At 60.4% G+C, this 13,595-nt stretch carries 15 protein-coding genes and 1 other RNA gene; 12 read left to right on the top strand and 4 right to left on the bottom strand.

All coding sequences use genetic code 11. The annotated features are described in order from the left end of the window. From Q0176_RS07435 to ffs, 4 genes are all read right to left on the bottom strand, one after another. The coding region (locus Q0176_RS07435) for an aspartate/glutamate racemase family protein (RefSeq protein WP_299300928.1) at window positions 1-319 on the bottom strand (319 nt) is incomplete at its 3' end. A gap of 35 nt (window positions 320-354) precedes the next feature. Next, window positions 355-1,614, bottom strand: coding sequence for a dicarboxylate/amino acid:cation symporter (locus Q0176_RS07430; protein WP_299300925.1), 1,260 nt, complete (start codon window positions 1,612-1,614; stop codon window positions 355-357). A gap of 62 nt (window positions 1,615-1,676) precedes the next feature. Further along, window positions 1,677-3,113 carry an AbgT family transporter gene (locus tag Q0176_RS07425; protein WP_299300921.1) on the bottom strand — a complete coding sequence of 479 codons (1,437 nt, stop codon included), beginning with the start codon at window positions 3,111-3,113 and terminating at the stop codon, window positions 1,677-1,679. 573 nt (window positions 3,114-3,686) lie between these two features. Then, an RNA gene (ffs, locus tag Q0176_RS07420) (signal recognition particle sRNA small type) lies at window positions 3,687-3,786 on the bottom strand. Between the two features lie 254 nt (window positions 3,787-4,040). On the opposite strand from ffs, the gene pilM reads away from it, so the two are divergent. The 12 genes from pilM to mtnA form a co-directional block, all read left to right on the top strand. Further along, a complete protein-coding gene (pilM, locus tag Q0176_RS07415) occupies window positions 4,041-5,000 on the top strand; it encodes a pilus assembly protein PilM (protein WP_299300918.1) in 960 nt (319 codons plus the stop codon). After that, window positions 4,997-5,602 (top strand): hypothetical protein, encoded by a 606-nt coding sequence (locus Q0176_RS07410; protein ID WP_299300915.1) that lies wholly within the window; start codon window positions 4,997-4,999, stop codon window positions 5,600-5,602. Before pilM ends, Q0176_RS07410 begins: the two co-directional genes overlap by 4 nt. Then, window positions 5,599-6,132 carry a hypothetical protein gene (locus Q0176_RS07405; protein ID WP_299300912.1) on the top strand — a complete coding sequence of 178 codons (534 nt, stop codon included), beginning with the start codon at window positions 5,599-5,601 and terminating at the stop codon, window positions 6,130-6,132. The genes Q0176_RS07410 and Q0176_RS07405 overlap by 4 nt, the downstream gene beginning before the upstream one ends. 12 nt (window positions 6,133-6,144) lie before the next feature. Continuing rightward, window positions 6,145-6,744, top strand: coding sequence for a hypothetical protein (locus Q0176_RS07400; protein WP_299300909.1), 600 nt, complete (start codon window positions 6,145-6,147; stop codon window positions 6,742-6,744). A gap of 65 nt (window positions 6,745-6,809) precedes the next feature. Further along, on the top strand, window positions 6,810-8,513 hold the full coding sequence (locus Q0176_RS07395) for a secretin N-terminal domain-containing protein (RefSeq protein WP_299300906.1): 1,704 nt from the start codon (window positions 6,810-6,812) through the stop codon (window positions 8,511-8,513). 198 nt (window positions 8,514-8,711) lie between these two features. Next, window positions 8,712-9,284, top strand: coding sequence for an elongation factor P (gene efp / locus Q0176_RS07390; protein ID WP_299300903.1), 573 nt, complete (start codon window positions 8,712-8,714; stop codon window positions 9,282-9,284). 86 nt (window positions 9,285-9,370) lie between these two features. Beyond that, the gene (locus Q0176_RS07385) at window positions 9,371-9,775 is read left to right on the top strand and encodes a CD1247 N-terminal domain-containing protein (RefSeq protein WP_299300899.1); all 405 of its coding nucleotides are present in this window, start codon (window positions 9,371-9,373) and stop codon (window positions 9,773-9,775) included. 20 nt (window positions 9,776-9,795) lie between these two features. Further along, a complete protein-coding gene (locus tag Q0176_RS07380) occupies window positions 9,796-10,281 on the top strand; it encodes an Asp23/Gls24 family envelope stress response protein (protein WP_299300896.1) in 486 nt (161 codons plus the stop codon). A gap of 125 nt (window positions 10,282-10,406) precedes the next feature. Then, window positions 10,407-10,883, top strand: coding sequence for a hypothetical protein (locus Q0176_RS07375; RefSeq protein ID WP_299300893.1), 477 nt, complete (start codon window positions 10,407-10,409; stop codon window positions 10,881-10,883). Window positions 10,884-10,886: 3 nt separating this feature from the next. Then, the gene (gene nusB, locus Q0176_RS07370; RefSeq protein WP_299300890.1) at window positions 10,887-11,420 is read left to right on the top strand and encodes a transcription antitermination factor NusB; all 534 of its coding nucleotides are present in this window, start codon (window positions 10,887-10,889) and stop codon (window positions 11,418-11,420) included. Then, window positions 11,380-12,600 carry an exodeoxyribonuclease VII large subunit gene (xseA, locus tag Q0176_RS07365; RefSeq protein ID WP_299300888.1) on the top strand — a complete coding sequence of 407 codons (1,221 nt, stop codon included), beginning with the start codon at window positions 11,380-11,382 and terminating at the stop codon, window positions 12,598-12,600. Before nusB ends, xseA begins: the two co-directional genes overlap by 41 nt. Then, window positions 12,597-13,595, top strand: a 999-nt coding sequence (gene mtnA / locus Q0176_RS07360; protein WP_299300885.1) for an S-methyl-5-thioribose-1-phosphate isomerase, incomplete at its 3' end; no start/stop codon positions are given. The genes xseA and mtnA, both read left to right, overlap by 4 nt.

Below are 13,595 nucleotides of genomic sequence, written 5' to 3'. Positions count from 1 at the left end.
CAAAGGAACACGCCGCCAGCATCGAAGCCTGAGCGATGCCATAGACCGGCTTGTTCGTCAGTTCGCGCGCGGCATAAAGGCCCGGATCGGAGTAGCAGGCGATGATAAAGGCATCGTAGTTTTTCTCGTGGCGCTTGATCGACTCGACTGTAGCCAGAGCGGCAAACGCCGCATCGTAACCGCCCTCGATCGCCGGAACGCCCCACTCCGCACAGATCGCGTCCACCGTCGTATCGGGGTTCGCCAGGCCACGGGCGATGTTTTGGATCTTGTCCGTAATCTCACGGTTCATGTTGGAGTTGATGACCAACAGCCTCATTCCGAATCACCTCACTCATCCTCAAAACCGTGAAGCTACGCGTCGCACTTCGTGGGGTCTACCTTACCGTCGAAGATGTCCCGGTTGAACTCGCCCTCGCCCTTAGCGATAATCAAGGCGATCAGCGCGTCGCAGTCGACATTGGGAATCGTCGTAATCATGCCCCGAAACCAATCCACGCTGGCCAGAATGGCGATGCCCTCCGCGGGAAGCCCCAGGGTTGGCATGAGGCTCGCAAGGATGATCAGGGCCCCGCCCGGAACGGCAAGGGTTCCCATGCAGGCCAGGGTGGATATCGCAACGACCTGGATGGTCCTGCCGAGGGTCATATCGATGTGGAAGAACTGGGCGATCATGATGCTGCCCATGGACAGGAAAATCGCTTGCCCCGCACTGTTGAGCACCATTCCCAGAGGGTTGACGAGATTCGAGATCTTCTTGCTGACGCCCAGCTTGTTCTCCGAATCCTCCATTTTGACCGGAAGGGAGATAGCGGAGGATGTGGTCGTGGCGGCAACAAGAGTCATGTTCCCAAGCTTCGCCGCTAACTTAAAGGGGTTGACCCTCACATAGGCCGCAGTGATCGCGATCATGAGTACCATAACAATGACGACGCCCAAGGAGATTCCGCCGAGGTATTTGATCAGAGGAATGATGATGTTGAACCCCAGAGATCCCGAGACCCAGGCCATGAGCGAAAAAACCCCCAACGGCGCGGTTTTCATGATCACTTTGATCATGGTCAGGAGAGACTTGTTGAAGACGCGCAGGCCATTCAACAGGGACCGATCTCCGTCGTCCCTCATGTTCACGCTGACCGCAATACCAAGTACTATAGCGAAGACAATCACCTGGATCATGGACCCTTTGGCCATGGAGTCGACGATATTGACAGGGAAGAAGTTCAGTATGACCTGCGCGATCGTTTGCGTTGGCGGCTGAACCGGATTGACCGTCTCCATGGGGGGGAGCCCGACGCCGGGCTGAATGGTGAAGGCCAGGGCAAGACCAATCACGGCGGCGATGACGGTAGAAACCGAGAACCACACGAACATCTTAAATCCCAGTTTACCGAGCTCTTTGGGATTGATCTGCCCCACAGCCTCCAAGACGGCCCCCAGTATGATCAGGGGAACGGACATCTGAATCAAACGCAGGAAGATATCGCCGAAGATCTTGATCGGAGCTATTGCAGGGCCCACGAGATACCCCACGATTATCCCCAGGACGGTAGCTATCAGGATGCTGTGGGTCAGGGAAAGTTTGAATTTCCGGTTGCTTTTGTCCTGTTCCATAGATTTATTCTCCTCACAATCGACTCACGAACAAGGAAGGCCCACGGGAGCCGCCGTCACGTTCACTGCCAGCCGATCAGCTGAGCGATCACCAGAAACACGCTGCCCAAAAGGCTCTCGATCAGAAAGAGCGGCAACATGAAGCGCAGCCAGCGGTCCCACGGAATGCGGGCCAGGGCCAGGACGGCCATGAAATAGCCGGAGGTGGGGAAGATGATGTTCGACAATCCGTCCCCAAGCTGAAAGGCCAGGATCGAGACCTGACGGGTAACCCCCACGAGATCGGCCAGGGGCGCCATGATCGGCATCGTGATGACGGCCTGCCCGCTTCCCGACGAGACCAGGAAGTTGAATCCGCTCTGCGCGACGAACATTCCCACGGCATTCACGGCCGGCGGAATGTGCTGGATCATCCGGGCCATGTAGAAGATGACCGTATCGATGATCTGTCCCTGGGTCATCACGACGGCCACACCACGCGCCACCCCCATGATCATGGCCCCCAGCAGGACCTCTCCGAACCCCTCCTCGAAGGCGCGGCAGATGGCGTTGGGATTCAGCCCTCCAAGGAGGCCGGAGACCAGGCCTATGGCGAGGAGCATCCCGCCCATGTGGACCATCTCCCACTTCCAGGCGAGGACTCCCCAGATCATCCAGGCGAACATCAGGACGGCGGAGACTCCCGCCAGGATCTCCCGCGTCGTCGCCCTGGTATGGGCCGCCTCATCCTCCTCGGCGAACTCCTCCCGCCAGCGCACATCGGTCTCGCGCACCAGGCTCTTCGAAGGGTCCCTGCGCACCCGGCTCGCGTAGCGCATGACGTAAAGTATCGTGACAGAGGTCAGGACGACGAGCACCACGAAGCGGTAGCCTGCCCCGGAGTAGAGCGGCACGTCGGAGATCTTCTGCGCCAGCCCGACCGTGAACGGATTGGTGATCGCCCCCGTGAACCCCGCCGTCGTGGCGCAGAGGGCCGTGGCGGCGGCGGTCATGGAATCGAACCCCAGGGCCAGCATCAGAGGCAGGATGATCGGCACGTAAATCAGCGAGAGCTCCTGAGTCCCTATGAATGCCGCTATGGCGGCAAAGGCCACCATCAGGACGGGGATGACCATGATGCCCCGCCTCGACATCCGGCGCGCCAGCGCCGCGACCCCTATGGAGATGGCGCCGGTACGCTTGACGACCCCGAATGCCCCACCCACGCAGAACGTCACGGCGATGACGGCCGCGGCCTCCGCAAAGCCCTGGGGGATGGACATGAAGACGCCCAACAGGCTCACCGGGGTCCTCTCGACACGATGATAGGACGTCGGATCCACCATCATTCGCGCAGCCCCCTCCACCTCGATGGGGATGCGCTTGTAGACGCCGGCGGGGATGACCCGGGTACACAGGGCCATCAGGACGATGAAGAAGAAGAGGATGGCGAAGATGTGGGGTTCGACGAAACGCAGCTTTCCGTTACGGGTTGTCTCTTCCGCATTCGCATTGCTCATGCTCGTATCTCTCCTTACTGTTTTCAGGATAGGGGGCGATACATTCGGAGCGGGATGGACATAAAAACCAACGTGCCCCACGCCGCTATCTTGAGGCCGAGCGGCCCGCAAGCGAAGCGAGGACTCCCCTGCCGGGGGCAGCGGCGCCCCCGGCAGGCTTCCGCCTCAAAACAGGCAAGCTGGGGTACCACCTAAGCAAACCGCCACAAGCGGACCACCAACGAGCGTAACGATAAACAGGCGACCAACGAGCAACGCGATAAGTAGACGACCAACGAGCAACGCGAGTTGTGTCGATCACTTAGTTTCTTCATCAGTTGTGCCCAAAAAGCGGGGCATGCCATGTCGATCACTTAGTCGCCCCACCGGTTGAGCGGGTCGCTCAGGCGTTGCATCGGGGGGCTTCCCGTTAAATTAGCGTTTCCCTTTATAACGATAATAGGCGCCAAACGGGAATGAGACGTCATTCGAGAGCCCCGGGTCGAATGAGGCGGCCGATCGGCCAACGACAAATATTATACGACAGAGACGCTTGCCGGGGATGGGGAAGTGGGACAAGAAAGCCCCCGCTGCGGGAACCCAGCGACCCCGTGGCACCCGAAGATCACCGCTTACTGCTGCTCCCTTCCGGGCCCGACAGGGTTCACGGGCCTTCGCCGCACAGGACTGAGCCCCCGCATCGGGGGATTGGGCTTCATTATACTATACATGATACATGTGGGCGAGCGTTTTCGGCTTTCATGTACTTATGGCGGCAAAGATATTGATGTTTTCAAGGAAAGATGGATTTATATCGCAATCGTACAGCGTCTTTTGCGAGTTTGAGATTTTTCTCCCATTCCCATCGATTTTTGCTCCCAGTTTTGAAAGTGATTGCTATAATAGGGAAAGGCAAAATAAATCCGGGAAGGGCTAGGACCCCTTACTGTGGGAGGAGGCGGCATATTGCTTTCAGGGAAAAAGGGTCAGGGAGTCTCCGCAGGATTGGCCCTGCACGAAGACTCCTTACGGTACCTCGAACTGGAACGCAATGGAGCAGGGCTGCGCGTAGTGAGGCAGGAGTTTGTCCCTATACCTGCAGGCGGTGTCGTTAAGGAATCGCTGCAGAAGGTCGGGATGATCGAGAGGGGCTTTGAAGACCTCAAAAGCAGGCTCGGAAAATTTTCATGTCCCGTGGTTTTGGGGGTCCCTTCAAGGGACGTGACGCTGCGTCTGGTCGAATATCCCAGAATGCCCCTGGACGATATTCGTGACGCTTTGTCCCTTGAATTCGAGAAGTATTTTCCCTACTCATGGGCCGAGTCGGCCGCCGATATCGCCGAGGTGGAGGTCCCGGCCCGGGATGTCTCGGCCAAATCGACGGTTCTTGTGGCCACGTGCAAACTGGACTACATGAGGGATTTTTTGAGGTCGGCCGAGCGCGCCGGGGTCCCGGTTATGGCTGTCGAGCCCATGAACGTCGCGTTTTTCCGAGCCTCCATCGGACCGAGCACTCGCAACGACACGTATTTTGTCGTCGGCGTCGAGCCGGAGGTGACGCACATCGTCCTGGGGTATCGGGATAACGGCATTCTCTATCGGTCCACGCTGATCGACTTGACGTATCCCGAGCGCCGGAACTCCGAGGCGGATTTGATGCCGATACTCCAAGATGTTCAGAACACGATGATCTTCGCCGGCAACCAGTACCGCGGGATCGAGATCCGTAATCTGATTTTGGGCGGTAGCATCGGGGACAACCCGAAACTGAAGTCCTTCCTGGAGGCCGGGGTGTCCGTGAATGTCTCCGTCTCCGATGTTTGGTCGACGTGGGGAGCTCCATCGCCCCTCGGCAGCGTCCCGGGGTACGATTCGGCCTTTGGGCTCGCTTTGAGGAATCTGCTATGAGGGTACAATTTGACCTCCGGCCCGCGGAGTATCTGGAGTGGGAGCGCAAACGCCATTCCTTCAGCTTCGTCAGGCTTGTAGCCGTTTTGCTGTTGCTGGCCTTCTTAGTAAGCAGCGGCTATTATGTCGTTATGGCCTTCATTGAAACTCAGGATCTGCAGTCGCGAATCGAGGTCTTGGAGGGGGAGATCGCCGATCTCGAGAGCAGCAAGACGGCTTTGCTCGCCGAGATCGCGCGCTTGAAGGAACGGGAGGAGCAGTTCAAGAAGACCCTCGAGATCATGCAGAGCGAGCCCCCGACCCTGGAGGTCCTGAACGCCTTGGAGGCTCATCTGGAGCGGGGCATGGGGGTGAACTCCGTACGTTTCGTCCCGAGCGCGAGGGAGGATAAAACGGTCTTCTATGTCGTGACGGTCGATGCCACAGCGGCGGCGGAAGAGCAGATCATCGCCTTGACGGATGGGCTGAGCAGCAGCGGGCTCTTCAGCGCGGTCACCATGCCCTCCACGAAGAAGGACGAGAAGACGGGACGGGTGTCCTTTACCCTTACCTTGATCGCTCGCCCCTTTGGTCAGGGCTCCTCTGAGGGGGGACGGCCATGAAGGACAACAAAATTACGATTTTGGGGCTGCTGTTTTTCCTGTTGTGCGCGGCCCTTGGCGGTGCTGTCTATTATTTGGGGGAGCGTTTGAGCGAACTCCATTCCCGGGCCGATGAGCTGCAGCAGCAGCGGGTCGACCTGGAGAGCACCACCCAGGCGCTGATAGCTCAGAAGTCCGTCTTTACCAATGCGTTCAAGGAGCTCGAGAACTACAGCGTCAACGTGGCCCCGGACGAAATGGCCTTCTACTCCGGCGTTCAGCAGGTACTGCAGAACAACTCGGTGGAGATATTGTCCACCCGCCAGCAGGGTGTGAACGCGGAGGGCGTCAGTGCCATCGCGATGACGGTTCGGGGGGAGTATTACGCGTTGATGGATGTCTTCGCGGCATGGCGCAATCTCCCGACGACGGTGAGGGTATCCAATCTCACCCTGGGGGCCGACAAACCGGTGGGGGCTTCCGCGGAGGCGTCTCGGGGCTGGATCCAGGCCGATGTGACGGTGGAGGCCATCGTCGCTCCCAAACCATAGGAGGGTGGGGCTATGGCGAACCAGATGAGTTGGCGGGAAGCTTGCGGTGCCGCATGGAACAAGCTCACGGGGGTCGACAACGAAGGATCGGCCGCGGGCGTCCGTCTTTTGTTCTTCCTTTTGTTCCTGTTGGGCACGCTTGGAGCGGGATATCGTTATTATGAGATGCAGCTGCTGGGGCAGGAGAAGACTTTCGTCCCCTCTACGACGCCCCAAAGCGTGGATGCCGATAAAAAACGCCTGGATGCCATGCTAGAACAGGTCCGAGCCGCGTCGGCGCTGCGCTCGAACAGCGTTGTATGGGCGCAGTCCATGAGGGATCTCGGAAAGCGCGTCTTCGACGACCCGACGAAGTGGGTGGAGATCCCCGGCGGAGATGTGGCACAGGTCGAGATTGCCGTCGAGCCTCCGCCCGACATCGTGATCCGGGCGATCATGATTCTGGGCAAGGAACGTAAGGCCGTTATGGATATAGCGGGGGTAGGATCAGGGATGATTGTTCGACAGGGCGATACCTTCATGGGAAAGAAGGGGCGTATCGTTCGGATCTTATCCGATAAGGTTGTGGTTCATTGGGCGGGCAGGAACTGGGATATCGCCCCTGGCTTTTGACGAGGAGTGAGAGATCGATGAGACGATGGAATTCCAGAATCATTTGGGGAGCGTTTTTGTCTTTCTTGATCGCAGCCTTTTGTTGTCCGGCCTTTGCCGCCGGGAAACAGAAGGGCAGGGATGAGCTTGCGAACCTGCCGGTACTGGCGAATGTCGAGATGTATCCGATTGGAGACACGGAGGTTGTTGTCGGCTTCAAGGGAAAGGGACTGCCTGAGCCCGAAACGGTCTTCGACGTGAATCGGGTACGGATAACCTTTAGGGATGTGCGCCTGGACACCTCCGATATGACCGATTATTCCGTGTCGGTTCCGATGCTCTCCAGCGTCAGTACCGCTCAGGTCTCCCGGGATGTCGTCATCGAGATGACCGCGGAGAGCCCTCTGCAGCTCCGGTCGCTGGGCGGCGTTGCACCGGCGGATTCCTACACCCTGCGCTTCATCACTTCGGCAAAGGTGGAGAAGATGGTCCAGGAACCTGCTGCGACGAGGGTTGTCGTCAAAAAGCCCGTCCCAACGGGACCTTTCGCCAGCACCACTCCCATCACCCTGGACCTTCGGGATACGGAGCTCCGTGATGTCTTCCGCATGCTGGGAGCCCATATGAAGAAGAACATCATCATCGACCCCTCTCTTCCTCCGGCCCTGGTGACCATGACGCTCAAGAACGTCCCCTTGAGCGAGGCGTTCGCCTACCTGATGAAGACCTACGACGTCTCCTATCACATGGTGGGGAAGGATACGATCGCCGTCGGGACGGTCGACGGCCTTGCCAAGATCTCCGGCAACGAGGAGACGCGCACCTTCAACGTCGCCTACGCCGACCCCGTGGCCCTGCAGGCGCTTCTGGTGAACCTGACGAAGATGCCGACCGACCGTGTGGTTGTCGATCCGCGCCTGCGGGCGCTCTACGTGACGTCCAACCCGCTCAAGCTCTCCGAGGTCGCTGCCTTGTTGCAGAAGCTCGATCGCCCCGGCAGGCAGGTCATGCTTCAGGCCCGTATACTGGAGTTCTCGGATGGGGCGAAGCTGGATGTGGAGACGGCGTTGAACGCAGTCTACAACCACTGGTGGTTTACTTATGGCGGTGCAAGCGGCGGTAAGGGCGGTTTTATCGACGACAACCGTCTGGGGCGCAATTTCACGGAGCCGTCAGACCAGTCCCTTTCCCCGGGGAGGACGGGGCTGCTCACACCTATGCACGGCATCTGGAGGGAGTTCGATGTGGCCTTCCGCGCCGTGGAGGAGAAGGGGTTGGGTAAAACCTTGGCCAGTCCGTCCGTGATCACGCTGGACGGCGAGGAGGCCGAGGTCAGGTTGACGGAGGACTACCCCTATATCTCCGAGCGTGACGACGCAGGAAACGCCACATGGGCGACCAAGACGGTCGGCCCTCAGTTGAAGATGACCCCCAAGGTGGGGCGTGATGGAGTCATCACCGTCAAACTGGAGATCGAGACGGGCGAGGTGCTGGAGATGATCAGGGGAAGTACGGGGGAGCAGATGCCCAGGACCTCGACTCGCTCCGTATCGAACCAGGTGCGGGTTCGGGACGGCGAGCCCTTCGTCGTGGGAGGGCTTTTCCGGGACAACCAAACGAAGAACCGCGTCCGGATCCCCGTGCTCGGCCAGCTCCCGATCCTGGGAGAGCTTTTTACCTATCGTTACAATGAGCGCAGAAAAACCCAGGTCGTCATGCTCGTGGTGCCCCATATTCTGGAGATCCCGGATGTGGCGGTGGAGCAGGAGGCCGTTTTGACGAAGCGCTGAGGCCTCGCAACTTCTTTTATCTCCTGTTTGGTTTTTCTGGATAGAAACGTAAGCGAGAGGATGAGGGGGAGGTGCCGGAAGGTGACTCTTCCTCGTCCTTTTTATCTGCGTCTCGTCTCGGCCAATCTGTCGATCTTGGCCATGAGGTATAATGAGAAAGATTTTTAACCCTTTCGCGGCAAAAATGGAGGAATATTGATGGCTCAGGTAGTGGACACCACCGATTTTTACGTAGGCTTGAAGTTCCGTTGGCAGGACGGCATCTGGGAGATCGTGGACTACGATCATCATAAGATGGGGCGCGGCGGGGCCGTCGTCCGCACCAAGCTGCGCAACGTGGAGTCGGGGGCCACGGTGGAGAATTCTTTCAAGCCGGGGGAGAAGTTCGAGCGGATCATCTACGAGGACAAGCCCGCCCAGTACAGTTACAAGGACGGCAAGGACTATGTCTTCATGGACCTGGCTACGTACGATCAGCTGACCCTTTCTCCGGAGGTGCTGGGGGAGGCCACCAAATACCTGGTGGAGGACATGGAGATCCAGCTCGAGGTCTTCGAGGGCAGGATCATGGGGATCGAACTGCCCAAAAGCGTCGTGCTCAAGGTCGTGGACACTCCGCCCAGCTTCAAGGGCGATACGGTCTCGGGCGGAGGCAAGCCGGCAACGCTGGAGACCGGGCTCGTCGTCACGGTCCCCGTGTTTGTGGAGCCCGGCGAGGACGTCGTCGTCGATACCCGTTCGGGGCTTTACCTTGAAAGGGCCAAGAAATAGAGCCTCCGCGGCGGCATGTCCCTCGAAAAGGGATTCAGAGGCTTTTGTCCGACCGATGTTTGGGGTTTGAAAAGGGGGCGGAGGATTTGAACGCCAGGGAGCGGATTGCCTATCTGAGGGGTCTTTTGGATTGTATGGAACCGGAGGAGCGGAATACGAAGGTGTATACCGCCGTGGCCGAGGCGCTGGATGCTCTGTCCCTGGAGATCGAGGAACATTCGCGGCAGCTCGAAGGCGTTCGGAAGGCGGGCGAGGAACTTGCGGACGAGATCTACGAGCTGCACGATGCTGTGTACGAGCTGGAGCGGTCCGTCGGCCTGGAAACCGACCAGGATTATGACGCTGCGGATGAGGAGGAATCGTCGGAGAGCTATATCTCCGTCACCTGTCCGTCCTGCGCCTACTCCTTCTATTATCGTTATGAGGAGGGCAAGGAGGAGGACAAGCTCATCTGTCCGGGGTGCGGCGAGGAGATCGACCGCACGGCTTGACCGAAAGGGGAGGGTTTCGAGTGGAGCAGACTCAGGAGAACGTCAAGGATGTGATCGCTTCCCCGGGAGCGCGCTTTGAGGGCAGCGTCCATATCTCCGAGGAGGTAATCGTCGAGCTGACGCGAAAGACGATCCAGGGTATCCCCAACATACAGACCACGAATACGGGCATCGCGTCCAAGTTCGGCCTTGGCCGCAAGGCCGGCGAGGGGGTCCGGGTCGCCGTCGAGGAGGGGAAGGTCCCATCCATATCCGTCGAGGCCTACGTCCTGGTCAAGTACGGGCAACGTATTCCCGACCTGGCCTGGGACGTCCAGGAGAAGATCAAGGCCAACCTGGAGCGCTATACGGGCTACACCGTCAGTTCCGTCAATATCAACGTCCAGGGAATTTATGCGGACGAGCCCATCCTTCCCGAGGAAACGGAGAACCCGTCGGTTTCGGCCTCCTCCGATGAGGAGTCCGGGGAGGAAACGCCTCAGGAGGAGGGGCATCAGGAAGCGTAAGGGGAGATTCCGAGGCGGGCCGCGCAGGGCGGAGTGCGCCGTAACTTCTGTCCTTTCTTGATTTTTGCACCGGGGCGTTTTTTCGTGACCAGAGGTATTTTTCGTTTTCCGGGAGTGATGTCATCGTGTACTTTTTGTGGAAGCGAACGCCGCATGGCAGTATTCGGGTATCGTATGACGGGATGGCGGACTTTATCCGCCGTTTCCTGACGCGAAAATCCCAGTTCTGCAGCTTTGCCCTGAAGGATGGGGAAACGGCACTGATGACCTTGGTGCTCTTCTCGAAGGATGGAGTCCTCGAAAGCAGGGTCGAAAGTCGTTTGAATGCCGTCATGAAGCCTTTGGGCATAGCTTCCTCCATCATCTGGTCGAGTCAGGGGAGCCCGGAGGAGGAGTGGCACGAAATTCGTTCCGCCCTGTATCGGAGCCCCTGGGTATGGATGTCCCTGGCCTCCGCGGCGGCGCTGGTCTTTCTCGCAGGTTGGCGCGGTCTTTTCTGGACCGCTTTCTGGGGGACATTCGCCTGGTTTCTGACGAAGGGGACGTCCTTCCTCCTTTCGAGACAGAGGGGCTTTGCCGTGTCCTCTGCTGATCGGAGGTAATGTTTGTCCCATACTAAGACGTCACAGGCTCGGCGTCGCGCCCGGGAACTCGCGGTTCAGCTTCTGTATTCTCTGGGCAACCGGTCCGACCAGGGCGTCGACACGGCCCTGGATTTGTTTTGCGGCGAGGGGGGCATTGCGGAGTCCGATCTTCCCGAGGTCAAGGAGTATCTGCGATTCTTGGCCCGAGGGGCCTGGAATCGCCGCAGCGAATCGGATGCCGTCCTCCTGCGCGTGGTTACGGGATGGCGGCCGGAGCGTATCGTCTCCGTGGACCGCGCCGTACTCCGCCTTGCCGTGTTCGAGGGGTTCCTGGAGCGCTCCGTGCCCTTCGCCGTTGCGATATCGGAGGCCGTGGACATCGCCCAGGCCTTCGGTACCGAGGACTCGGGGCGTTTCGTCAACGGCGTTCTGGCGCGCGTGGTCCAGCATCTGATCCCGGAGTCGGAGAGAAATAAAAGGAGCGCGGGGAAAAACTGCGGGGAAGGACAGGATCATGGCCCCTCGAAGGCCGGAACGCTCCCAGCTGACCGTTGACGAACTGACCCTCTACGTTCAGGGACTTTTCCTCTCGGACCTCATGCTCAAGTCCCTGATCGTGGCGGGGGAGATCGCCGAGTTCAAACGACACACAAGCGGCCATTGCTACTTCACGCTTCTGGGGAGGGAGAGCAGGGTCGCTTGCGCTATCTTCAAACAGTACGCGGGCTTTCTTCCCCGCTGGCCCGAAAACGGCGACAGCGTGCTGGTGGAGGGGAGCGTAGGCGTCTACCCCCAGAGGGGCGTTTACCAGCTCTATGCGAAGCGCATCATCCCCGTTGGGGCTGGGGCCATCGACAGGGCCCGTCAGGAGCTGAAGGCACGGTTGACCCAGGAGGGGCTCTTCCGCCCCGAGCTGAAGCGCCCTGTTCCCGCCTACCCCGAGCGTGCGGCCATCGTGACCTCCGCGACCGGAGCGGCCCTGAGGGATGTCCTGCGCATCGCCTCACGGCGCTATCCGCTCTGCGAGGTGTTGGTCATCCCGGCTCAGGTCCAAGGCGCGGAGGCGCCGGAGGAGATCGCCCGCGCCCTCTCGCGTGCCGCACTTTTGGAACGGCTGGATTGCATCCTGCTGGTGCGCGGTGGAGGGAGCCGGGAGGACCTGGTCCCCTTCGACGACGAACGCGTGGTCCGCGCCGTGCGTTCCTGCCCGGTCCCAGTCGTGAGCGGCGTGGGGCACGAGATCGACGAGACGCTGTGCGACCTGGCCGCCGACCTGAGCGCCTCGACGCCCTCCGCTGCGGCGGAGCTGGTCTTTCCCGACCGGGGACAGATCCTGAATCGTCTGGCTCTGATCCGTTCCCATATGATTGGGGCCGTCGGCCGTCGGCTCGCGGAGGGGGAAAAGCGCTGCGGCGATTTTCTCGAGGCCCTGCATTCCCATGTCTCCCGTCGTCTGGGAGCGGCGGAGGTGGAGCTCTCGTCCCGTTTCCTGCGCCTCTTCTCCGGGATGCGGCTCTGCGTGTCGGAGGCGAGGAACGCCCTGTCCGTCCGTTCAGCCTCTCTGGACGCCCTCTCCCCACTGGGGGCCCTGGCGCGGGGGTTCGTCACCTGCGAGCGTGACGGCAGAAGGCTTGTTTCGGTGCGGGAGGTCTCCCGAGGGGACAGGCTGGCGGTCCGGTTCGCCGACGGCAGGGTGAAGTGTGCGGCGGACGATGTGAAGGAGGAACGTCCTTGAGGAGGATCGAGTCGGTCGAATGGATTGAGAAGGATGGGGCGCTGAGGCTTCTGGACCAGCGCGCCCTTCCGGGCAGGGAAGCTTATCTCGTCTGCCGCACCGTCGAGGATGTCGCCCTTGCCATCGAGAACATGACGGTGCGCGGGGCCCCGGCCATAGGGATCGCCGCCGCTTACGGCGTCGTTCTGGCGGCCGCCGGTGGACGCGGCGCGGTCCTCGAGGCGATCGAGCGCCTTGCGCGGACACGTCCCACGGCGGTCAATCTTTTCGAGGCATTGAACCGGATGCGCGCGATCCTCGAGGCGGAGCTCTCTTTGGAGGGAAAGGGGCTTGCGGGCCTGTTGCTGGATGAGGCCCTTCGCATCCATGAGGCCGACGTCGAGGCGAATCGGAGGATGGGCGCCTGCGGGGCGGATCTGCTTCCGAAGACGGCCGTGGTCCTGACCCACTGCAACGCCGGGGCCATTGCGACCGGTGGCCACGGGACGGCTCTCGGTATCCTGCGTTCGGCCCGGGAGGCCGGAAAGACCGTTCGCGTCTATGCGGACGAGACGCGCCCGCTCCTGCAGGGGGCGCGCCTTACCGTTTGGGAGCTGGCCCGGGACGGGTTCGACGTTACCCTGATCGCGGACGGGATGGCCGGGGCCCTGATGCGCGCGAAGCGGATCGATGCCGTCATTGTGGGGGCGGACCGCATCGCGGCCAACGGGGACACGGCCAACAAAATTGGGACCTATGCCCTGGCGGTGCTCGCTGCGGCGCACGGGGTCCCTTTTTACGTGGCTGCGCCCTGGAGCACGTTTGACCTTACCTTGGCCGACGGATCGGGCATTCCGATCGAGGAGCGGTCGGAGGAGGAGATGCGCGCTCTGCCCAACGGGCAGCGCGTGCCCGATGCCGTGAAGATCTGGAACCCGGCCTTCGACGTGACCCCGGCCCGCTATATTGCGGCCATCGTGACCGAGCGGGGGGTCTTCCGCCCGCCCTACAGTTTT

Source organism: uncultured Fretibacterium sp., assembly GCF_938040765.1.
Lineage (GTDB): Bacteria > Synergistota > Synergistia > Synergistales > Aminobacteriaceae > CAJPSE01.
This window is presented reverse-complemented; position numbering and strand designations above follow the sequence as displayed.